This window comes from Gluconacetobacter diazotrophicus PA1 5, from assembly GCF_000067045.1.
Taxonomy (GTDB): Bacteria; Pseudomonadota; Alphaproteobacteria; order Acetobacterales; family Acetobacteraceae; genus Gluconacetobacter; species Gluconacetobacter diazotrophicus.
In genome coordinates this window covers 136,675-157,857 of sequence record NC_010125.1, presented here as the reverse complement: position 1 = coordinate 157,857, position 21,183 = coordinate 136,675, and the positions used below count along the sequence as shown (strand labels likewise).

The window sequence follows — 21,183 nt, the reverse complement described above, 5'->3', positions numbered from 1 at the left end:
CGACATTCATGACGCTTGATGAAACTATGGTACGGGTATAATCGTACATTATCAAGCATGCGGAGGCTGTCATGAAACTCGAAATCTGGTCCGACTATGCCTGCCCCTACTGCTATATCGGCAAGCGATTTCTCGAAGCCGCCCTGGCCCAATTCGAGCACGCCAGCGAAGTCGAGATCGTCTTCCGGGCCTTCGAACTCGACCCCACATCGGGTCCGGCAGTGACCACCACAACACTCGACCGCATCATGCGGAAATACGGCAAGAGCCGGAGCGACGCCCAAGCCATGATCGACCATATCACGTCCATGGGCGAGAGATGCGGTCTCGACATGCGCTATGCCTCGGTCCGCTACACCAACACCTTCGACGCACATCGGCTGACCAAATTCGCCGAACAGCACGGTCACGGCACGGACATGACGGAGCGGCTGTTCCGGGCCTATTTCACCGACAACTCCCCCCTCGCCGACCATGACGTACTTGTCGGCCTTGCGCAGGATGTCGGTCTTGATGGCGACGCCGTGCGCGCCACGCTGACGGGCAGCGACTTCGCCGAAGATGTCAGGCGTGATGAAGCCCGTGCGTCGCAGGCCAGCATTCATGGCGTGCCCTTCATTATCCTCGACGGCGCCTACACTCTTTCAGGCGCGCAGCCGAAAGCACAATTGCTGGCCGCCCTGCGCCAGTCATGGAAGGAGGCACGCAAAACGGCATCCGAAAACCCTACCACCGGCATGACCTGCGATAGCACGGGATGCGTCATCCCGCCTTCCGGTTCCGGCACTCCCTGAGCAAAGGCCGTCCCGCCTGTGCTTCCGTCAGGCAGGCGCACCTTGGCGGGACCGGTCGTATTCGGAAATCGTCTCCTGCGTCAGCGGATCGCTGACAAGCGGCCCGAGAATGGAATCCAACAGACCGGGAAACCGGCTGTCCAGATCCTCGCGCCGCAGCTCAAGACGGTATTCCCGACCGATATGGCGCTGCCAGACCACACCGCTGTCCCGTAACGCGCGCCAGTGATGGGTCATGGTAGATTTCGGAATTTGCGGCAGCACATCACAGCAGGGATGTTCGCCGCCCACGGCGATCGTCCGTACCGCAGCCAGGCGGATGGGATTACCCAATGCCGTCAGCACGGCGTCGAGCCGGATATCCTCGCGTTTCGGATGGCGTGCGATCATGCGTGGATTGGTACGCGTATCATGGGAGCGGGTCAAGAAAACGCTGCTTCTGAGCCCCCGTCATAAGCCTGTGTCTCGATAAGGCTGGCCTTTACTTCGTATGTACGTCTATGTTCGTATCATTGAGACTCGTTCATGACGACCGGAGGCCGCCTTGCCACCCAATTTCCTGCCCCCTAGCCAGAGGCCAAAGCGGGTCGCCGCCGCATCACGCGCGGCCCGGCTGATTCTCGTTGTCCTGGTGCCGGGCCTCACAGGCTGCACAGTCGGCCCGACCTACAAGGCTCCCCAGCCACCGGATGCCGCAACATTCGGCGAAACCCGGTCGGAAACAGCGACCATAGCTTCGTCCAGCTCCCCGTATCAGGCCGCTGGAAAGCCAGGCTCCGACTGGTGGCGTCTCTTTCACTCCCCTCGGCTGGACACCCTCGTCACAGAGGCACTCCAGAGCAACTGGTCGATCCAGGCGGCGCAGGCCAACCTGCGCAAGGCCGCTGAGGGACTTCATGCCGCCCAGGGCAGCCTGATGCCCCAGATCGATGCCACCGGCACCGAAGGACGACAGGAATACGGCGCCGCCTTGTTCGGTCCCTGGGCGTGGACCTTCCCGGCCTTCTCCGCCTATTCGGCCGGTCTCGACGTTTCCTATGACCCCGATATTTTCGGTAGCAATCACCGGCTGATCCAGATGGTCGGCGCACAAAAGGATGCCGAACGGGAGCGCCGTGATGTCACGATGCTCCTGGTGGTCGGCGACACGGTCCTAACCGCCTTCGAAGCGGCCTCGACAGCAGACCAGATCGCCGTGATCCGGGGTGTGATCGACACCGACCGGGAAACGCTCCGGCTGGCAACGCTCGCCTGGCAGGCGGGCAGGAGACCCCGACTGGATGTCGTGACGGCCGAAGCGCAGTTGGCGCACGACCAGTCTCTCCTGCCGCCGCTGATCAATGCCCATGAAGCCGCGCGAACGACACTGGCCGTCCTGACCGGGCATTCGCCCGCCAACTGGACCGCACCGATCCTGACGCTCGCCGATTTCAGCCTTCTGCCAGACATCCCTGTGGTCGTGCCCTCCGACCTTGTCCATGCCCGTCCGGATATCATCGGCGCCGAAGCCATGATGCGCGCGACGAATGCCGAAATCGGTGCCCGGACGGCTGACCTGTATCCCCGCCTGACCCTCAGTGCGGCCGCCGCTGCCGAAGGTCTGATGGGTGGCCCCGCCGGTGCGGCATGGCGTCTGATCGGCGGCGCTGCTCTGCCACTGTTCCATGGCGGCACCCTGAAGGCCCGGAAAAAACAGGCGGAAGAGGACTATCGGATCGCTTTCGATCACTACCAGTCAGTGGTCATCAATGGCTTTCGGGAGGTCGCCGATAGTCTGAACGGCCTGAAGAACGCCTCGACGGAACTGGACAACCAGCGGCAGGCCCTGACCTCGGCCGATGACGCGCTGACCTTGAGCCAGGCCGGTTATCAGGCGGGCCGGGGAACCATCCTTCAGCCGATCAACGCCCGACGGCTCTTTCTGCTCGCGCGCCAGAACACAGTGCGGGCACAGACCGAGATGTTCCGTCAGACGGTGCGGATCATGGTGGCGACCGGCGGTGGACTCGCCGACTCCCACGTCACACCCGATCAGTGGCGATCCGTCCGGCTCGCGGCGCGATGACCGGCATCTGATGCACGTTCGGCCTCCAATGTCCGGACTTTCCAGCCCTCTAGGTACGTATATCCGCGTATAACAATAACTTCGGGAGATATCTGTGCGACGCTTCTTCGTCCCCTGGCACCATGCCACCGCTCTCGCGGTGCTGATGTCCCTGCCCGCCGCCGGCAGGGCTGCGGACACTCCGGCAACGGCGGTATCCGTCTGGCCGGTCAGACCCATCCCTTTCGCCGCCCATATCGAGACGATCGGTCAGGTCGAGCCGTTCCAGGGGGTAACGCTCTCCCCTGAAATCGCCGGCCGGATCACTGAACTGGATTTCGATTCCGGGGCGATCGTCCGGAAAGGCCAGTTGCTCCTGGTCCTCAATGACGCACCGGAACAGGGCGAACTGATCCGCCACAGCGGCGAATTGCGCGCGGCCGAGGCCGATCTGGCCCGTGCCCGTTCTCTCATCCGCACCGGGGTGGAGAGCCACGAGGATCTGGAGACAGCCACGGCGCGCTTCGAAGCCGCGAAAGGCAATGTCGCCAGAGTGCAGGCGGTGATCGACCAGAAGCATATCCGCGCGCCCTTCGACGGCGCCATTGGGATCAGACGGGTCAATCTCGGCCAGTATCTGAATCCGGGTGATGCCATCGCCACGCTGACGTCCTACGCCCGGATGCGGGTGAACTTCATCCTCGCCGAGGAGAACGCAGCCAGCGTGCAGCTCGGACAGACCGTCCACCTGACATTCGACACAACGCCGGGGCAGGATTTCACCGCCTCGGTCACTACCATCGACCCGCGCATCGACGGATCGCATACGCTCTCCATTCAGGCCCTGCTCGACGCGCCGCCGACCGACCTGCATCCGGGCACCTATGCGCATGTCTCCATTGCCGCGAAGGTGTTGCCACGCCTCGTGGTCCCGGAAACCGCCGTCACCTATACCGCCTACGGAGAGACGCTCTTCGTCGAGCAGCCGTCCACCGATGGCCCCACCGTGACCGCGACGGCTGTACGCGCGGGCGACCGCCGCAACGGATGGGTGGTCATCGACGACGGGGTGAAACCGGATGACCGCGTCGTCACCAGCGGCCAGAACCGCCTCGTCACCGGCATGAAGGTACGCGAAATCCCGGAAGTCCTGCCTCTGGCCGGCCTGCGGGAGTTGGCACAATGACCTTCACCGACCGCTTTCTTCGGCGGCCTGTCCTGGCGATTGTCGTGACGATCCTGATTGTTCTCTTCGGGATCAAGGGCTTCAATTCCATCGCAACACGTCAATATCCGACCCTCGAAACCTCCACGATCCTGATCTCGACCCGCTATCCGGGGGCATCATCGGATCTCATGCAGGGCTTCGTGACCCAGCCGATCAGCGAGGCCGTCGCGTCCGTCGAGGGCATCGATTATCTTTCCTCCACCACCACGCAGGGCCTCAGCGTGGTGACGGTGCGCATGATGCTGAATTATGATTCCATGCGCGCCCTGACCGACGTGATGTCCAAGGTGAACGCGGTCAAATACCGCCTGCCGGAAGGCGCGTATGACCCGGTCATCAAACGCACCTCGGGCGGCTTCACCGCCGTCGCCTATATCGGTTTTGCCAGCACAACGCGGCCTCTCTACGAAATCTCGGATTATATCCACCGCGTCGCGGCACCGATGCTCTCGGGCATAGAGGGCGTATCCGAAATCAGTTATTTCGGAGAGCAGCGCCTTTCGATGCGCCTCTGGCTCGATCCCGAGAAACTGGCCGCCAACGACATGACGGGCGAGGACGTGGCACGGGCTATCCGGGAAAACAATTTCCAGGCCGCACCCGGCCGGATACGTGGCGTTTATACGATCAGCAATATCAACCTCAACACGGATCTGAAAACGGTCGAGGAATTCCGTGATATGGTGCTGCGCTCGACCGGTGGCCGGGTTATCCGGGTGCGGGACATCGGGCGCGCGGAACTGGGGCCGGACAATACGGACACCAGTTCGCAGACCAGCACGCTTCGACCGCCGAATGGCAAACCGACGCCCCGCCCTTCGATCTTCGTGGGGCTGGAACCGTCGCCGACAGGCAACCCGCTGACGATCATCTCGCGTCTCAACGAGATCATGCCCAAACTCAAGGCGACTCTTCCGCCGGGCATTGATGTCCGCGTCCCTTACGAGACCGCGCATTTCATTCAGGCGTCGATCGATGAAGTGACCGAGACCTTCATCGAGGCGCTGCTCATCGTCATTCTTGTGATTTACCTCTCACTCGGCACCGTGCGGGCGGTGATCGTGCCGATCGCCACCATACCCCTCTCGATGCTTGGCGCGGTCGGGCTGATGTACACCTTCGGGTTCAGCCTGAATTTGCTCACCTTGCTGGCGATGGTGCTGTCGATTGGGCTCGTGGTCGATGACGCCATCGTCGTGATCGAGAACGTCCATCGCCATATTGAAGAAGGCAAATCCCCTTTCGACGCCGCGTTACTCGGGGCGCGTGAGGTGGCCGGCCCTGTTGTCGCGATGACCCTTACACTCACAGCAGTTTACGCCCCGATCGCTTTCATGGGTGGACTGACGGGCACGCTGTTCCGGGAATTCGCGCTCACGCTGGCCGGGTCCGTCATCGTCTCCGGGGTCGTCGCACTCACCCTGTCACCGCTCATGAGCGCAAAATTGCTCAAAGCGAAAGAGAAGGAAGGCTTCATGGAGCGAATGGCCGAGCGTGTCTTTGGCTTCATGACTGCGCGCTATGAAACCGTGCTCGACTTTTCGCTGCGGCATCGCTGGGTTCCGCTCGGCACGGCGGCGGTAATCTTCCTCCTTATTCCGGCCATGCTGCATGTCTCGCAGAGCGAACTGGCACCCAATGAGGACCAGGACATTGTCTATACGGCGGTCAAGGCTCCGCAATATGCCAATCTTCATTATGTCGAGACCTACGCCCAGACACTTTACGAGAAGATGTCTGAAATCCCGGAAGGCCATAGCCATTGGCAGATGAACGGAATTGACGGGATCGCCAACAGCGTCGGCGGGGTCAATCTCGACGACTGGGGCAAGCGGAAGCGTAACGCCGATCAGATCCAGATGGACCTTCAACAGCGTGTCGCTTCCATCCAGGGGACCAGCGTCTTCGTGTTCCAGATGGGGGCACTACCGGGTTCAACCGGCGGCCTGCCAGTTCAGATGGTCGTCCGCAGTGATGACAGCTATCGCAACGTCTTCGGCGTCATGTCACACCTGCGGGACGAAGCCTCTAAAAGCGGTCTGTTTGCCGTGGTCGATAGCGACCTCGCCTTCGATAACCCGGTTGTTCGGGTCACGGTCGATCGGACCAAAGCCAATGCGCTCGGGATCCGTATGGAGCGGATCGGCAACGCGCTGAATACGCTCATCGGGGAAAATTACGTCAATCGCTTTGGCTATTATGGCCGGTCCTATGACGTGATCCCGCAAGCCGTTCCGCTGTCCCGCCTGACCCCTGACGCCCTGAAGACCTATTATATGCGCGACCAGAACGGCCATCAGGTACCGCTGTCGGCCCTGGCCAGCGTGCGGGTCGATGTCGAACCCAACCGTCTACCCCAGTTCGGCCAGCAGAACTCGGCCACGTTTCAGGCCATTCTCGCCAAAGGTGTTACGATGGGTGACGCCGTGAGCTTCCTGAAGGCAAAGGCAGCGGAGTTCCCGCCCGGCTACAGCTATGACTGGCAGTCTGATTCACGTCAGTATGTACAGGAAGGAAACGCACTGATTTTTGCATTCCTTTTCGCACTGATTGCCATCTATCTCGTCCTGTCGGTTCAGTACAACAGCTTCACAGATCCGGTAATCATCCTCGTGAGTGTGCCGTTATCCGTGTTCGGTGCCCTTATTCCACTCGCCCTCGGTGTGACGACCTTAAATATCTATACCGAAATCGGACTCATTACGTTGATCGGACTGGTCAGTAAGCATGGCATCCTGATGGTCGAGTTCGCAAACGAGATCCTTCATCGTGACAATGTAGACCGCAGGACAGCAATCGAGACGGCCGCCGCCATCCGTTTCCGACCGATCATCATGACCACAGCAGCAATGGTCGTAGGTCTTGCGCCCCTGGTCATCGCTACCGGTGCGGGCGCGAACAGCCGCTTCGGACTGGGAACGGTAATCGTTGTCGGCATGATCGTCGGCACGACCATGACGCTGTTCGTTCTGCCCTCGGTCTACACGGTCATCAGGCCGCGCCGCAGCAAGACGGTGTGACAGGCCATGCGCCGTCCGCCATTCGATTTGTGGCAACTGCTGTGCGTGCGGGCAATCGCCGAGCACGGCAGTATCCACGGCGCGGCGCGTTTCCTGAACATCCGATGACCCTGCCCCGAACGTGCCCTCAGTTTTGAGTTAGGGTCTGTGTATTGTTGTATGCCTTGGTGGCGTGTTGAGCGAAAGCCTCTGGCGTCATGCCATTGAGGCTGGTGTGAGGCCTGACGGCGTTGTAGTCGGCCCGCCAGTCCTCGATGACCGTCCGAGCGTGGGCGATGTTACGGAACAGATGCTCATTGAGGCATTCGTCGCGGAACCGGCCGTTGAAGCTCTCGACGAACCCGTTCTGCTGCGGCTTGCCCGGTGCGATATAGTGCCACAGCACCGATCGCTTCTGCTGCCAGGCCAGGATCGCGTTCGATGTCATCTCGGTGCCATTGTCGCTAACGATCATCAGCGGCCAGCCGCGATGCTCGCCGATCCGGTCGAGTTCACGACCGAGGCGTTCGCCTGATAACGAGGTGTCCGCCACCAGCGCCAGACATTCGCGCGTGTAGTCGTCGACCACCGTCAGCACCCGGAAGCGCCGTCCGTTGTTCAATGCATCCGAGACGAAATCCAGGCTCCAGCGCTGGTTCGGCCCGTCGGGCAGCATCATCGGCGAGCGCGTGCCCAGCGCCCGTTTCCGGCCGCCACGCTTGCGGACCGACAGCCCCTCTTCGCGATACAGCCGGAACAGCTTCTTGTGGTTCATCGTCATTCCTTCCCGGCCGAGCAGGATATGCAGTCGCCGGTAGCCAAATCGCCGTCGCTCCCCAGCCAGTTCGCGCAGCCGCCCGCGCGCTGCGGCATCATCCGGGCGGCGTGACGCATAGCGCCAGGTCTTCGGGTCCATGCCGATCAGCCGGCAGGCCCGTCGCTGCGAATACTCTTTCTCCCGGATCGCCCAGGTCACGGCTTCCCGCCGCAAACCGGGCGTCACGAGTTTTTTGCCAGTAGTTCCTTCAGCGTCGAGACGTCCATCACGCTCTCCGCCAGAAGCCGCTTCAGCTTCGCGTTCTCTTCTTCAAGAGCCTTGAGGCGCCGCGCTTCCGACACCTCCATCCCGCCGTATTTCGACCGCCAGGTGTAGAAGGTCGCGTCACTGATCCCGTGCTTGCGGCACAGATCCGCAGCCGTAGCGCCCGCCTGATGCTCTTTCAGGACCCCGATAATCTGGTCCTGCGTAAATCGCGCTTTCTTCATCGTCTGTCTCCAGTGGACAGACCTTACTTCAATGCGAGGGCATTTCAGGGGGCAAGGTCACCGACAATCGGCCGTCAGCCGATCCCTGCATAACCTGGAGGAGCGGCTTGATGTCAGGCTGTTCATCCGTTCGCCGGCGGGCGCTGCTCCAACCATGTTCGGTCAGGAATTCATCCGCTGGAGCCAGACGATCCTGGACAATGTGGCAGGCATGAACACCCGCGCTCGGCGGACGGGCAAGGGCGAGAATGGCCAGATCTCTATCGGTATCCAGACCTGCGTCCTGCCCGGAAGACTCTCGACCTTCACGGCAGACTTCCGCGCCGCTCACCCCGATATCGTCTTTCGCTATTCCGAGGGTACAGGCAAGAGGCTGCTGCGCCGGCTCCAGCGCGGGCAGATCGATTTCGCGGTCGTCACCCGCCGCAACCTGGCGCCTGCCTTGCGGGTCACGCCTCTGTGGAGCGACCGCATCGTGGCCTCACTCCCCCCTGATCATCCCCTGGCAACACGACCGGAAGTATCCTGGACAGACCTGCGTCACGAGACGTTTCTCACGGGACGCGACAACGCGGGTCAGGACTTCGAGGCACTCATCCAGCGCAAGCTCGGGGAAACCGGCATCCGCCCAAAGATCCAGCGTCATGATATCGGCAGCAACAGGATCGTCGCACTCGTCCAGAACAACGAAGGCGTTGCCCTGCTTCCCGCCTCGTGGCTACCGCTGATCCGCGATCGGCATGGCCATGACATCGCGATCACGGAAATCCGGGACGCGGGTGGCTCCTCCCATCTGGAATTCGGGATCGTCTGGCGACCCGACAATGAAAATCCCTGCGCCCTGAGTTTCGCCCGCTATATCGAAAGCCACAGACCATGAAGCTATTTTTCTGACGACGTTCCTTTCCTCTTTCTCCGCGCCCTGGCGAACCCCTTGTCCGATATCATGAACTGCCGGAGCATGGGCGCGACCAGTCGGGCCGGATCCATCGTCCCATCGCTACCGGAAAAAAGTGCTGCGTAGGCAAGCAGATCACGATGAAGATCGGCGGGTAACGCCACGGTCATTTTCACCGGTTTCTCGTCAGGGATTTCCGTGATCTTCAGCTCTGTCATCTTAAATTTCCTCCATTCTGATAGGGTTTGAGCAATAGGTCGCGGCTGAGAATGACGGTGAAGGGTAGTCCCGGCCGGTCGGTCAGGGTGGGCTGGACGTTGAGGCTGCGGTCGATCAGGCGGTTGCCGACCATGGAGAAGCCGTTGCTGGCGCCGGAGCGGATTGCCTGGGCCAGATTGTTTTCGCTCTGGCTGGTGCCCGCCTCGGAGCCGACGCTGAGGAGCGTGGTCACCAGGGCCGCTTTGAAAAGCTGGCCCCAATGATTGTCGACCTCGTCAGACAGGCCGGACTGGCCGATGGCGTCACCACCGGGCAGCTTCTCCAGCACGAGGCTCTCGCCGTCGGGGTATATAAGCCGCGTCCAGATGATCTGCGTGCGCTGCTGCCCGAAGGACACTCCGCTGTTATAAGCCCCGAACAGCAGGCTACCCTGGGGGATCAGAAGATAGCGCCCGGTCGGGCTGTCATAGACGTTCTGCGTGACGTGCCCCACGATCTGGCCCGGCAGGTCGGAACTGATCTTCGTGTTCAGTGCACCAGCGATCACCGTGCCCGCCTGGAGGACATAAGGTGAGGCAGGCGGCGCAATGCGGTCGGGGCTGGTTGTCGCACGATCCGGCTGCCCTTCCAGGAAGGCAATGTTTCCGGCCTGTGGCCCGGTCGTGGTGGATGCCCGCCCCTGAGAGGCAGGAGCGCCCGGCGCGGGCGGGGTCGCCTGTTCGCTGGCACGGTCGCGCTCCCCCGTCTGCACGAACAGCCGGCTCGCGATCGCGGCCTCGATCTCCTGCGCGGCGCGGTGGTCTTCGGTGCCGGAGACCGCCTTCCCCTGCCCTTGCGCATGCAGGATGGCGCGCCCGAGATCACCGGGCAGTGCTGGCCCGAGCTTCGGCACGGTATTGCCGATATAATCGGCGGGCAGCCCCGCCAGCCCGTCGGCCGAGGGACGGACATCGGTGTCCTGCGTGGCGGCCGTTGATGGCGACCGATGGCTGGCCTGAAGGGCGTAACCCAGCGCGAAGGCCACCGCCACCATGCCGACCCCACCCAGCGACCAGACCACGGTGCGCGACAGACGCACGACACGCGGCCGATCAGCCCGCAGACGCAGATCGGGCGGCGGGGATGACGCAGGTGCGGGATTTTCGCCCACTGTGGGTGCCTGCCCGGTCATGACGGCCGCCCGTCGGTGCGGACGATGCGCACCCGCTGTTCGCTGTGTTTATCCCCGAGCCGCAATTCGGCGGCGGCAAACAGCCGATCGACGATCATCCAGTTCTGCCGGACCCGGTAATTGACCAGTTCCGGGCCGCCATCTGCCCCCAGCACGAAAAGCGGGGGCAGTTCCCCCTGCCCGATCCCCGTCGGGAAGGCGATATAGACCTTGTGACCATCATCGAAGGCCCGGCCAGGTAGCCAGGGCGGTGTGGCGCCTTTCACCGGCTGGATGGCGTAACGGAAATTCAGCGCATTCAGGTTCAGCCCTATATCCACCGGCGCAGCATCATCGGCCGCACTGTCCTGCCGATGCAGGGCAATCAGGTCATCCTCGGGATAGTCCCACGAGACCGACGCCATATACGTCACCGGCGTGGAGCGCAGTTCGGCGAGATAGGTGCGCCGATCCGTATTGACGATCAGGTTGGTAGCCAGGTCCGGCCGTGTCGGCTTGACTAGAATATGGATGCGCTTGGTCGCCCCCGCCCCGCTCTCGGTATCGCCGATGATCCAGCGCACGGTATCGCCAGCGGCCACCGGCCCGGTGCCGACCAGCTTTTCGCCCTGCTGGAGCATGATGTCGGTGATCTCGCCGGGCGAGGCATAGACCTGATAGAGCGCCCCTGCGCTGTAGGGGTAGACCTGCACCGCGTTGATGAAGCCTGCGCGCGTGGGCTGGATGCGGGCCGCCAGATTGGCCTGTGTGATCCGTGCTGTCGGATCGACCGCCTCAGGCGCAGGGTGGACGCGCCGCGCTAACGGCAGCGGCTTGAGTTGCCCCGGCAGGGGAAGCGGTTTCACGACTTCCACCACTCGCACCGGCTTCGGCGGGTCCGGCAGACGCGTGGCCTGCACGGCATCATCGTAGCGAATGACAGGCAGATGATACTGCCCCGCGCAGGCGGACAGGGCGAGCAGCGCCACTGGAACGGCGCGCATAACCATGCGGATCATTGTCCGAGTTCCTTCGACCAGTTGATGGCGGAGACGTAGATGCCGAGGGGATTTTTCCGCAGGTGATCGGCGTCACGCGGCGTGCGCAGAACGACCGAGACGATCGCGGTCCAGCGCTCGGTGCCGGTGAACGCGCCGTCGCGGTAATGGCGCTCGGTCCAGGCCACGCGGAAGCTGCCGGGCGAGGCCCGGATGACCGAGGCGATGTCCACCTCGACCTGCTCATGCCCGATCCGTGAAAACGGATCATTCAGGCGGGCATAATCATTCAGCGCCACCGCGCCGGAGGGGGTGGTGAAATCATAGGCGCGTAGCCAGTTGTGCCGGACCACCACCGCGTCCGACGACAGGGAGCGCACGTCGTGGACGAACTGCGCCAGATACCAGGCAATCTGCGGATCGGCGGGAATATAGCCCGCTGTCGCGGAGGCTACGACCTGCGCCTGACCCAGCCGGTCCACCTGCACCACCCACGGCGTGATGGTGCCGCGCGCGGATTGCCAGACCAGCCCGACCCCGAGCCCCGCTGACAGGAACAGGGAGCCAAAGGCAATCAGCCTCCAGTTTCGGGCCTGTACGCGGGCGGAGCCGATGCGCTCGTCCCAGATCTGCGCTGCTTTCTGATAGGGTGTCACCGGCTCGGGCATGGTCCCGTAGCGTGTGGTGGAGCGACGGAACATTATTCTTTCTCCGAGAGGTCGATGGATGCCGACCCGCCTCCGCCATCGGCGGAGCGGATGACATGGGCGGCTTCAGCGGCATGGGCTGCGGCATTGCGGCGCTTCATGTTGCGCGCCCAGCGAGGTGGCTCACCGGGCCCACCACCACCGTCTCCACCACCCGTGGGGCCACCGCCCGGAGGAGCATCACCCCCTCCAGAAGGGCCACCACCGGATGGCGGCGATCCGCCGCCGTCAGAACCACCGGTTTCACCACCCTTCCCGCCCCTCATGCCCCGCGCGGCCCATTGGCTGCCGGCGGCATAGCTGTCCTTCAGGGATGACGCGGCGGAGGCTGCTTTGCCCTTGACGGCGTTGACTGCCGCGCCACCGGCGGCGCGACCAACATTCCCGGCGGCAGCAGCCATACCAGCAGCACCAGTTTGCCCGGCAGCACCGACGGAATAGGCGGACGTGGCAGCCCCAGCGATCGCGGCTCCACCGCGTGCAGCAGCAGCGGTCGCGCCCAGTGCAGCCGCACCACCCGAGGCAGCCGCTCCAACACCGGCAACCGCAGCCGCGCCCATCGCACCAACCGCCATGCCAGTGCCGACCGCAGCCCCTGCTCCAAGCTGGGGAGCGCCGGAGATCAGACCGTTGGCGATGCTGCCGCCAAAAATCGACAGACCGACAATTGCAAGCGAGGCCAGCACCACCGACACGGACTGCCCGATCGTGGGAACGTCGCTGCCGTAGGAGGTTGAGAACTGGGCGAACAGAACCGACGCGATGGCGGAAATGACCGCCAGCACCATGATCTTCACACCCGAGGAGACGACATTGCCCAGCACCTTCTCGGCGAGGAAGGCGGTGCGATTGAACAGGGCGAACGGGATCAGCACGAATCCTGCCAGCGTCGTCAGCTTGAATTCGATCAGGGCCACGAAAAGCTGCACGGCCAGAATGAAGAACGCCGCCAGCACGATCAGCCAGGACAGGCACAGCACGAAGATCTGGATGAAGTTCGTAAAGAGGGCGACAGGGCCAAGAAGATTATGGACAGAGTCCAGAAGCGGCTGGGCTGCGTCAAAACCGGTGGAAGCCAGACGGCCAGGACGCAGGAAATCGGAAAGCGCCAGCGTTCCACCACCGACTTTCAGACCGAGGGCCGCGAAGCTATCGAAGACGATCTTCGAGAGCGCATCGAAATCGTTGATGACCCAGGCAAAGAAGCCGATATACAGCGTCTTCTTCACCAGACGCTGGATGATGTCCTCATCCGCAGCCCACGCCCAGAACAGCCCGGCCAGGGCGATATCCAGCATGGATAACGTTCCGGCCAGCGAGATCACGTTCCCTTTCACCAGACCGAACCCGGTATCAATGGTGGTGGTGAAGGTATTGAGGAAGGTGTCGATCACCCCGACATCGTTGGTGGCCATGGCGGTCAGTTCCCGCGGCTGCCGAACATGGACACCGTGCCGGGCACGTAGGCGTCATGCTGGGAGAAATGCTGATATTGCGCCTCGCTCTCCGCTTCCGTCGCGGCATCCCGCGCCTGCTGCAGGGCGGTGGCGCGGCCATTGGCGGCAAGTTCGGCCTGAATGTCGGATAACTGACGGGATTGCAGGGCCAGAAGCTGGTTTCCGGCCTGCGCCGCCTGTAAGGCTCCCGAGGAGGTCTGGCTGGCCGAGACAAGCTGCGTCATGGCGCTGCTGTCGCTGGGGATATTGCCCACCACCCGCGCCTGCAACTTCAGGGCGTCCTCGAACCCGCCGACGGAATTCTGCCAGCGTGTCTGCGCCTGAGAAAACAGGGCGCTGTCGGACATGCCGGACGATACGGACGTGTACGCCTGCTGATACTGCTGCTCGACGGACTGGACGCTGTAGGCGATATTCTGCGCCTGCGCGAGCAGCGCCGTAGTCTGGGAAATCGTCGATTGCAGCGTCGACAATGTCGAAAGCGGCAGGCTCGCCAGATTACGCCCCTGATTGACCAGCATCTGGGCCTGATTGGCCAGTGACGTGATCTGGTTGTCGATCTGCTGGAGCGTGCGGGCCGCGATCAGCACGTTCTGGACGTGGTTCGCACCGTCATACACCGCCCATTGCGCACGGGCGGACGAAATGATGGTGATCGAAATTACCCCGATGGTGACATAAAGACGCATGCCGTATTTCATGGCACGCCTCCATCGCGCAGAAGATCCGCAGCCCATGACACGCCGCGTGCGTCGAACCAGGCCGGTAGAAAGCCGTCGCGCCCATGTTCCGCCAGAACCACATCGAGCAGTCGGTGATCGTCCTTGCCGGAGGCAGCGCAAAGGGCGAGTGCGATAGGACCGAGGCCGAGTTCAAACAGCCGGTTGCCACGCTGGGTCTGGCAGTAATACTCCCGCTTCGAGGCGGCCCGCGCGATGATGGCGATCTGCCGGTCATTCAGACCGAAGTCGCGATAGATGGCCATGATCTGCGGCTCGATGGCCCGCTCGTTGGGCAGGAATATCCGCGTGGGACAGCTTTCCACCACGGCTGGCGCGATAGGAGAGTTCGCGATATCCGACAGCGACTGGGTAGCAAAAATCACCGACGCATTCTTCTTACGCAGGGTTTTCAGCCATTCCCGCAACTGGCCGGCGAAATCGCCATCATCCAGCACCAGCCAGCCCTCGTCGATCATCAGTAGCGTTGGGCGACCGTCCAGCCTCCCTTCAATGCGGTGGAACAGGTAGGACAGAACGGAAGAGGCAGCGCCGGAACCGATCAGGCCCTCGGTCTCGAACACGACGACATCAGCCTCGCCTAGACGTTCGGCCTCCGCGTCGAGCAGGCGACCATAAGGACCACCCAGGCAGTAAGGCGCCAATGCCTGCTTGAGCGCGTTGGACTGGAGCAGCGCCACCAACCCGGACAGGGTGCGTTCGCGGGAGGGTGATGATGCCAGGGAGTTCAGGGCTGACCAGAGATACGCTTTGACGTCTGGCGTGAGCGATACGCCCTCGCCGACCAGGATCTGGCCCAGCCATTCGCTGGCCCATTTGCGCTCGTCGGCATCGTCGATCCCTGCCAGGGGCTGGAGTGAGACGCTGCTACCCTGTTCTTCCGATGGATGATCGTCCGCCAGTCCACCCCCGAGGTCATGCCAGTCGCCGCCCATACCCAGTGTGGTCGCGCGCATGGATCCGCCGAAATCGAAGGCAAAAATCTGTGCCCCCATATACCGGCGAAACTGCAAGGCCATCAGCGCCAGCAACACGGATTTGCCCGCCCCCGTTGGCCCCGCAATCAGGGTGTGACCGACATCGCCGACATGCAGGGAAAACCGGAACGGCGTGGCCCCAGCGGTCTTGCCGTAGAACAGCGGCGCGGCCTTGAAATGCACGTCCTGATCCGGTCCCGCCCAGACGGCCGACAACGGAATCATGTGCGCAAGGTTCAACGTGGAGACCGGAGGCTGGCGCACATTGGCGTAAACATGACCGGGCAGGCTCCCAAGCCAGGCTTCCACCGCGTTGAGGCCTTCCGTCATGCAGGTGAAATCGCGACCCTGGATGATTTTTTCGACCAGACGCAGCTTCTCGGCAGCAATCGAAGCAGAGCCGTCCCAGACCGTGATGGTTGCTGTGATGTATGCCTGCCCCACATCATCCGCTCCCAGCGATTGTAGCGCGAGATCGGCATCGGCCGCCTTGTTGGCGGCATCATTGTCCACCAGAACCGATGCTTCGTTGGTCATGACCTCCCGGACAATGGCCGCAATGCTCTTGCGTTTTGCAAACCACTGACGCCGGATTTTTGTCAGCACCTTGGTAGCGTCGCTCTTGTCGAGCAGGATCGCACGGGTGGACCAGCGATAGGGCATCGCCAGCCGGTTCAAGTCATCGAGAATGCCGGGGAAGGTCCGGCTGGGGAACCCGGTGATCGTCAGGGTTTTCAGATACGCGTCACCGAGTTTCGGCTCCAGACCGCCCGACAGCGGTTGATCCACCAGCAGCGCATCAAGGTGCATCGGAATTTCCGGCACGCCGACGCGCTGCTGGCGGGTGGAAATGGTCGAATGCAGGTAGGTCAGAGTCTCCCCGTCATCCAGCCAGGAGGCTTCAGGCATAAACCCGTCCAGCAGGGCCAGAAGCCGATCGCTGCGGTCCACAAACATGTGGAGCATGCCGTGCGGGTCCGGCCCCTCGCGCTCCCGACCCTCATAGAGAAAACGCTCGGCGCGGCCCGAAGATTCCGCTGGCGGCAGCCAGACCAATGTGAGCAAATACCGGCTCTCGAAATGCGCGCCCTCATCCTCGAACTGCTCCCTGCGTTCCAGATCCACCATCTGACTGGCCGCGTCGGGAAAATCGCTTTCTGGATAAATCGTGGCGGGCACGCGCTGTGCCTCCACAAACACGGCCCAGCCGGAACCAAGACGCCGCAGGGCATTGTTCAGACGCCCCGTGACACCCACCAGTTCGGCTGGCGTGGCGCTATCCAGATCAGGGCCTCGAATTTTGGCGGTGCGTTGAAAACTGCCATCCTTGTTCAGGACAACACCTTTCTCAACCAGTGCTGCCCAGGGCAGGAAGTCGGACAGCAGGGCAGCACGATTGCGATATTCTCCAAGGGACATCATCGCCCTGCCCTCCCTACGCCCGCAGCCAGGCGGGATAGCGGAGATGCCGCCGCCCCACCTCGATGAACAGCGGATCACGCCTGGCACCCCAGACCGCCAGCGTATGCCCCACGACCCAGAAGGCAGCGCCGATCAGCCACAGGCGCAGGCCGAGGGCGATAGCCGCTGCCAGTGTGCCGTTGGCAATGGCCACGGCGCGAGGTGCCCCACCCAGCAGGATTGGATCGGTCAGGGAGCGATGCACCGGGACATGAAATCCCGGCACCATATCATCGTCATATCCCGCCATCAGATCAGTGCTCCCCCGGAGAAGGAGAAGAACGACAGGAAGAAGCTGGACGCCGCAAAAGCTATGGACAGGCCGAAGACGATCTGGATCAGGCGACGGAACCCACCCGAACTCTCGCCAAAGGCGAGGGTCAGGCCAGTCACGGTGATGATGATCACCGAGACGATCTTGGCGACCGGCCCCTGCACGGATTCCAGGATCTCGTTGAGCGGGTTTTCCCACGGCATACCGGAGCCTGATGCCCAGGCCGATGACACGAAAACCAGCGACAGGAGCGTGGACGTTCCGAACACACGAAGATCCGTCATGCGATGATCGGGACGTGCAACAGCGCACACGATGGCGCGCAGACGTGACAGCGGACTCATAACGACTCTCCATTGTCAGAGAATGATGTTTTGGAAGATGAAAGGCTGACTGGCCTGATGCGATAGGCTCCCGTCACGGGATCGAGGCCATCGCCTTCAGCCAGTTCGGATAGGCGGCGCGCCGTGCCGCGTCCGGATAGGACTGCGATCACGTCGATGGTTTCGGCGATCAGGGCGCGCGGTACGGTGACGACGATTTCCTGAATCAGTTGCTCCATGCGATGCAGGGCACCGATGGCGGTGCCGGCGTGAAGCGTGCCAATCCCACCGGGATGACCCGTGCCCCAGGCTTTGAGCAGGTCTAGCGCCTCGGGGCCGCGCACCTCACCAATGGGAATACGGTCAGGGCGCAGCCGCAGGGCTGAACGGACCAGTTCGGATAACGTGACGACACCATCACGGGTGCGCAGCGACACAAGATTTGGCGCGCGGCATTGCAGTTCGCGCGTGTCCTCGATCAGCACGATGCGATCGTCAGTTTTCGCGACCTCGGCCAGCAATGCGTTGACCAATGTGGTCTTGCCAGTGGATGTGCCTCCCGCGACCAGAATATTTTTACGGTCCGCGACTGCCTGGCGAAGATATGCCGCCTGCCCCTCCGTCATGATCCCGGCAGCGACATAATCGTCGAGGGTGAACACCGCGACGGCAGGCTTGCGGATCGCAAAGCTGGGTGCCATCACAATCGGCGGCAGCAATCCCTCGAAACGCTCGCCCGTCGGCAATTCCGCCGACACACGGGGCACACTCTCATGCACCTCGGCCCCGACATGATGCGCGACCAGGCGGATGATACGCTCCGCGTCAGCGGGTGTGACCAGATCTCCCGTATCACCCAGTCCCTCGGACAGGCGGTCGATCCACAGCCTGCCATCGGGATTGAGCATCACCTCGACAATGGCAGGATCAGCGAGGTGCCGGGCAATAGCCGGTCCCATCGCCGTGCGCAGCATGGACATGCCACGCTGTCGGACACCACTTTCAATCGATGTGACCGCCATGGGAATCCCCGTCTTTACGGGTCATCCGGCCTCTCCGGACGACGACGGGGACAATTAGAGAGTGCTGCTTTCTCCCGATTTCAACAATATTTTCCAGCCATAGTACAGGATCGTAGGGAATGCGGCTTTTACTTGCGGATTGCGGGATCAGGTTTCTGGCGCTGGAGGCACATCGTCGGGAATTTCCTGCCGGAAGACCGGTCCCCGACTGAGTCGTCGGCCAAGGGCCGCCACAAACGCTTCATATCGTTCCGCCCCCTGTGCCCGCGCTGCCGCGGCTGCCGGTTCCGGCAAGGGTGGACTGACCGTCATCCAGTAGCGGATGAACAGAGCCAGCGTCTCAAGACTGATCCCGAGATCACGCTCCATGCGGGCGACCTGCCGGTCGAGACGATCCAGCCTGCGGCTCATCGCTGCTTCCCGCCGCTCATCGGCATCGGGGGACAGGAAGGATGCGATGGCGGCTTCCGCCACCAGAGAGAGGGACAGATCGCGCCGCGCTGCATGCGCGGTCAGGGCATCCAGCAGCTTCGGTTCCAGATAGACCGACAGCCGCGCCTTCTTCGGGAATGTTCTCATCACGCCCTCACAGCCCGAGATCGTTGCCACGGTCGAGCCCAGCCTGCCGAGCGATCCGTGTCAGGTCGGCGCGATCCCGCGCTTCTGGATCCGGTGGCGGTTCCTCACCAAAAAGGTCCGGTGCCGCACGCCGCTTGCGTTTTCCGGTCTCCGCCGGATCATGCTCGCGTGACCACTTCCGCCCCGTGCCGAGGGATTCCTCACTGTCCGCGTCGTCAGGATTTTCTGGCGATTGTGACAGTGATTTTTTGTCCGGCGGCGGAGTAGCGGGAAGCGGACGCCCGCTCCAGTCATCAGGCCGGACCGTTCGCGGCGGTTGCGTGGGATCAGGCGGCGGCAGAACACGCTCGACGAAGCGGCGGTCCCTGAAATACCGCGCCTTCCGCGCCCGGATCGGCGGGCAGCCCGCCACCATGACCACCTCATCCCGCGCCGGAAGCTGCATGACTTCGCCCACCGTCATCAGGGGCCGCGCGCTCTCCTGACGCGACACCATGAGATGCCCAAGCCAGGGCGATAACCGATGGCCGGCATAGTTCTTCTGCGACCGGATCTCGGTGGCCACACCCAGACCGTCGGATACGCGCTTTGCTGTACGTTCATCGTTCGTGGCGAAACTGACCCGGACATGGCAATTATCCAGGATGCTGTTGTTCTGGCCGTACGCCTTGTCGATCTGGTTCAGGCTCTGGGCGATCAGGAACGCCTTGATCCCGTAGCCCGCCATGAAGGCCAGCGCGCTCTCGAAGAAATCCAGACGGCCGAGGGCAGGAAACTCGTCGAGCATCAGCAGTAGGCGACGCCGCCCCTCGCGGCCGGACAGATCTTCGGTCAGCCGCCGCCCGATCTGGTTGAGGATCAGGCGGATCAGCGGCTTGGTGCGGCTGATATCCGAAGGTGGGATAACGAAATACAGGGAGACAGGCTGTTCACCCTCCAGCAGATCACTGATCCGCCATTCGCAGCGGCTGGTCACGGTGGCCACCACCGGATCACGGTAGAGGCCGAGAAACGACATGGCGGTGGACAGCACGCCCGAACGCTCGTTGTCAGATTTGTTCAGCAATTCCCGCGCGGCGGAGGCCACGACGGGGTGAGGCCCCTTCCCGTCCAGGTGGTTCGTCCGCATCATGGCGGACAGGGTCGCCTCGATCGACCGCTGCGGGTCGGAGAGGAACTTCGCCACCCCGGCGAGCGTCTTGTCGGCTTCGGCATAAAGGACATGCAGGATCGCCCCGACCAGCAGGGCATGGGAGGTTTTCTCCCAGTGGTTGCGCCGTTCCAGCGACCCCTCGGGATCCACCAGAATGTCGGCGATGTTCTGCACGTCACGAACCTCCGACGCCCCGCGTCGGACTTCCAGCAGTGGATTATAGGCCGACGAGGCAGGATTGGTCGGGTCGAACAGCAGCACCCGCCCAAAGGTTGACCGGAAACCGGCGGTGATCTGCCAGTTCTCACCCTTGATGTCGTGGATGATGGCCGAACCCGGCCAGGTCAGAAGCGTGGGGATGACCATACCCACCCCCTTGCCGGTACGCGTCGGCGCGAAGATCAGAGCATGCTCAGGGCCATCGTGCCGGAGATAGCTGCGGCGGTATTTGCCCAGCACAACGCCATCCTCGCCCAGCAGCCCCGCCGCGCGGATTTCCGCATCATCGGCCCATCGGGCGGAGCCGTAAGTTGCCGCGCGCTTTGCCTCGCGGGCGCGATGGACGGACAGCGCCACGGCTGCGGCAAAAGCCAGAACCCCGCCGGAGCCCGCGATCCAGGCCCCCCGCGCGAAAACCGTCGGCGCGTAGGCGTCGAACTCATACCACCACCAGAAGAACAGTGGTGGGGCGTAGACCGGCCAGCGATGCAGGATTGTGAACCACGGTCGGCCGAGTTCCGGCTGGAACGCCAGTTCCCAGGCCGTCCATTGTGTCGCCGTCCACCAGGACAGCACGATCATGGACAGGACCACCAGCGCCTGCCCCCACTGGATACGTGTTCCCGGCTGGTCCATCGATCCCTCCCTTGTCCTGCGAGACAGCGAAGAACCGGG

The 21,183-nt window shown here is 62.7% G+C and carries 19 protein-coding genes and 1 pseudogene; 6 read left to right on the top strand and 14 right to left on the bottom strand.

The window, feature by feature from the left end:
- Positions 1 to 71: 71 nt before the first annotated feature.
- Positions 72 to 794 (top strand): DsbA family oxidoreductase, encoded by a 723-nt coding sequence (locus tag GDI_RS00715; protein ID WP_012222389.1) that lies wholly within the window; start codon positions 72 to 74, stop codon positions 792 to 794.
- Positions 795 to 821: 27 nt separating this feature from the next.
- On the opposite strand, the gene GDI_RS00710 is transcribed toward GDI_RS00715, so the two are convergent.
- Complete coding sequence (locus tag GDI_RS00710) at positions 822 to 1,184, bottom strand: ArsR/SmtB family transcription factor (protein ID WP_012222388.1); 363 nt, start codon at positions 1,182 to 1,184, stop codon at positions 822 to 824.
- 154 nt (positions 1,185 to 1,338) lie between these two features.
- Between GDI_RS00710 and GDI_RS00705 the strand changes: the two genes are divergently transcribed.
- The 4 genes and pseudogenes from GDI_RS00705 to GDI_RS20160 form a co-directional block, all read left to right on the top strand.
- On the top strand, positions 1,339 to 2,859 hold the full coding sequence (locus tag GDI_RS00705; protein ID WP_012222387.1) for an efflux transporter outer membrane subunit: 1,521 nt from the start codon (positions 1,339 to 1,341) through the stop codon (positions 2,857 to 2,859).
- Between the two features lie 94 nt (positions 2,860 to 2,953).
- On the top strand, positions 2,954 to 4,024 hold the full coding sequence (locus tag GDI_RS00700; RefSeq protein WP_041249231.1) for an efflux RND transporter periplasmic adaptor subunit: 1,071 nt from the start codon (positions 2,954 to 2,956) through the stop codon (positions 4,022 to 4,024).
- A complete protein-coding gene (locus GDI_RS00695) occupies positions 4,021 to 7,086 on the top strand; it encodes an efflux RND transporter permease subunit (protein WP_012222385.1) in 3,066 nt (1,021 codons plus the stop codon). Before GDI_RS00700 ends, GDI_RS00695 begins: the two co-directional genes overlap by 4 nt.
- Positions 7,087 to 7,092: 6 nt before the next feature.
- Positions 7,093 to 7,191, top strand: a pseudogene (locus GDI_RS20160) (LysR family transcriptional regulator); the annotation flags it as partial.
- A 22-nt stretch (positions 7,192 to 7,213) separates the two neighbouring features.
- Here the strand turns inward: GDI_RS20160 and GDI_RS00690 are convergent.
- A protein-coding gene (locus GDI_RS00690; protein ID WP_157864127.1) for an IS3-like element ISGdi11 family transposase occupies positions 7,214 to 8,331 on the bottom strand; the annotation gives its coding sequence in 2 pieces (ribosomal slippage) (positions 7,214 to 8,079 and positions 8,079 to 8,331; 1,119 coding nt in all).
- Between the two features lie 31 nt (positions 8,332 to 8,362).
- Between GDI_RS00690 and GDI_RS00680 the strand changes: the two genes are divergently transcribed.
- The gene (locus tag GDI_RS00680) at positions 8,363 to 9,211 is read left to right on the top strand and encodes a LysR family transcriptional regulator (RefSeq protein WP_231854176.1); all 849 of its coding nucleotides are present in this window, start codon (positions 8,363 to 8,365) and stop codon (positions 9,209 to 9,211) included.
- Positions 9,212 to 9,213: 2 nt separating this feature from the next.
- On the opposite strand, the gene GDI_RS00675 is transcribed toward GDI_RS00680, so the two are convergent.
- The 12 genes from GDI_RS00675 to GDI_RS00620 all read right to left on the bottom strand — a co-directional run bounded on the left by GDI_RS00675 (position 9,214) and on the right by GDI_RS00620 (position 21,144).
- Positions 9,214 to 9,447 (bottom strand): DUF2274 domain-containing protein, encoded by a 234-nt coding sequence (locus tag GDI_RS00675; RefSeq protein WP_041249229.1) that lies wholly within the window; start codon positions 9,445 to 9,447, stop codon positions 9,214 to 9,216.
- A complete protein-coding gene (locus GDI_RS00670; RefSeq protein ID WP_012222381.1) occupies positions 9,444 to 10,619 on the bottom strand; it encodes a TrbI/VirB10 family protein in 1,176 nt (391 codons plus the stop codon). The genes GDI_RS00675 and GDI_RS00670 overlap by 4 nt, the downstream gene beginning before the upstream one ends.
- A complete protein-coding gene (trbG, locus tag GDI_RS00665) occupies positions 10,616 to 11,617 on the bottom strand; it encodes a P-type conjugative transfer protein TrbG (RefSeq protein WP_012222380.1) in 1,002 nt (333 codons plus the stop codon). The genes GDI_RS00670 and trbG overlap by 4 nt, the downstream gene beginning before the upstream one ends.
- A complete protein-coding gene (gene trbF, locus GDI_RS00660) occupies positions 11,614 to 12,297 on the bottom strand; it encodes a conjugal transfer protein TrbF (protein ID WP_012222379.1) in 684 nt (227 codons plus the stop codon). Before trbF ends, trbG begins: the two co-directional genes overlap by 4 nt.
- Complete coding sequence (trbL, locus tag GDI_RS00655) at positions 12,297 to 13,718, bottom strand: P-type conjugative transfer protein TrbL (RefSeq protein ID WP_012222378.1); 1,422 nt, start codon at positions 13,716 to 13,718, stop codon at positions 12,297 to 12,299. The genes trbF and trbL overlap by 1 nt, the downstream gene beginning before the upstream one ends.
- Positions 13,719 to 13,723: 5 nt before the next feature.
- Positions 13,724 to 14,449, bottom strand: a complete 726-nt coding sequence (gene trbJ / locus GDI_RS00650; RefSeq protein WP_157870979.1) for a P-type conjugative transfer protein TrbJ — start codon at positions 14,447 to 14,449, stop codon at positions 13,724 to 13,726.
- Between the two features lie 8 nt (positions 14,450 to 14,457).
- Positions 14,458 to 16,899: a conjugal transfer protein TrbE gene (gene trbE / locus GDI_RS00645; RefSeq protein ID WP_012222376.1), complete on the bottom strand. Its 2,442-nt coding sequence runs from the start codon at positions 16,897 to 16,899 to the stop codon at positions 14,458 to 14,460.
- 13 nt (positions 16,900 to 16,912) lie between these two features.
- Positions 16,913 to 17,188, bottom strand: coding sequence for a VirB3 family type IV secretion system protein (locus tag GDI_RS00640; RefSeq protein WP_012222375.1), 276 nt, complete (start codon positions 17,186 to 17,188; stop codon positions 16,913 to 16,915).
- Positions 17,188 to 17,496: a TrbC/VirB2 family protein gene (locus GDI_RS00635; RefSeq protein WP_041249227.1), complete on the bottom strand. Its 309-nt coding sequence runs from the start codon at positions 17,494 to 17,496 to the stop codon at positions 17,188 to 17,190. The genes GDI_RS00640 and GDI_RS00635 overlap by 1 nt, the downstream gene beginning before the upstream one ends.
- Before the next feature lie 56 nt (positions 17,497 to 17,552).
- Positions 17,553 to 18,557, bottom strand: coding sequence for a P-type conjugative transfer ATPase TrbB (gene trbB / locus GDI_RS00630; RefSeq protein ID WP_012222373.1), 1,005 nt, complete (start codon positions 18,555 to 18,557; stop codon positions 17,553 to 17,555).
- 147 nt (positions 18,558 to 18,704) lie between these two features.
- Positions 18,705 to 19,136 carry a ribbon-helix-helix protein, CopG family gene (locus GDI_RS00625; RefSeq protein WP_012222372.1) on the bottom strand — a complete coding sequence of 144 codons (432 nt, stop codon included), beginning with the start codon at positions 19,134 to 19,136 and terminating at the stop codon, positions 18,705 to 18,707.
- Between the two features lie 7 nt (positions 19,137 to 19,143).
- A complete protein-coding gene (locus tag GDI_RS00620; RefSeq protein ID WP_041249226.1) occupies positions 19,144 to 21,144 on the bottom strand; it encodes a conjugal transfer protein TraG in 2,001 nt (666 codons plus the stop codon).
- Between the last annotated feature and the right edge of the window lie 39 nt (positions 21,145 to 21,183).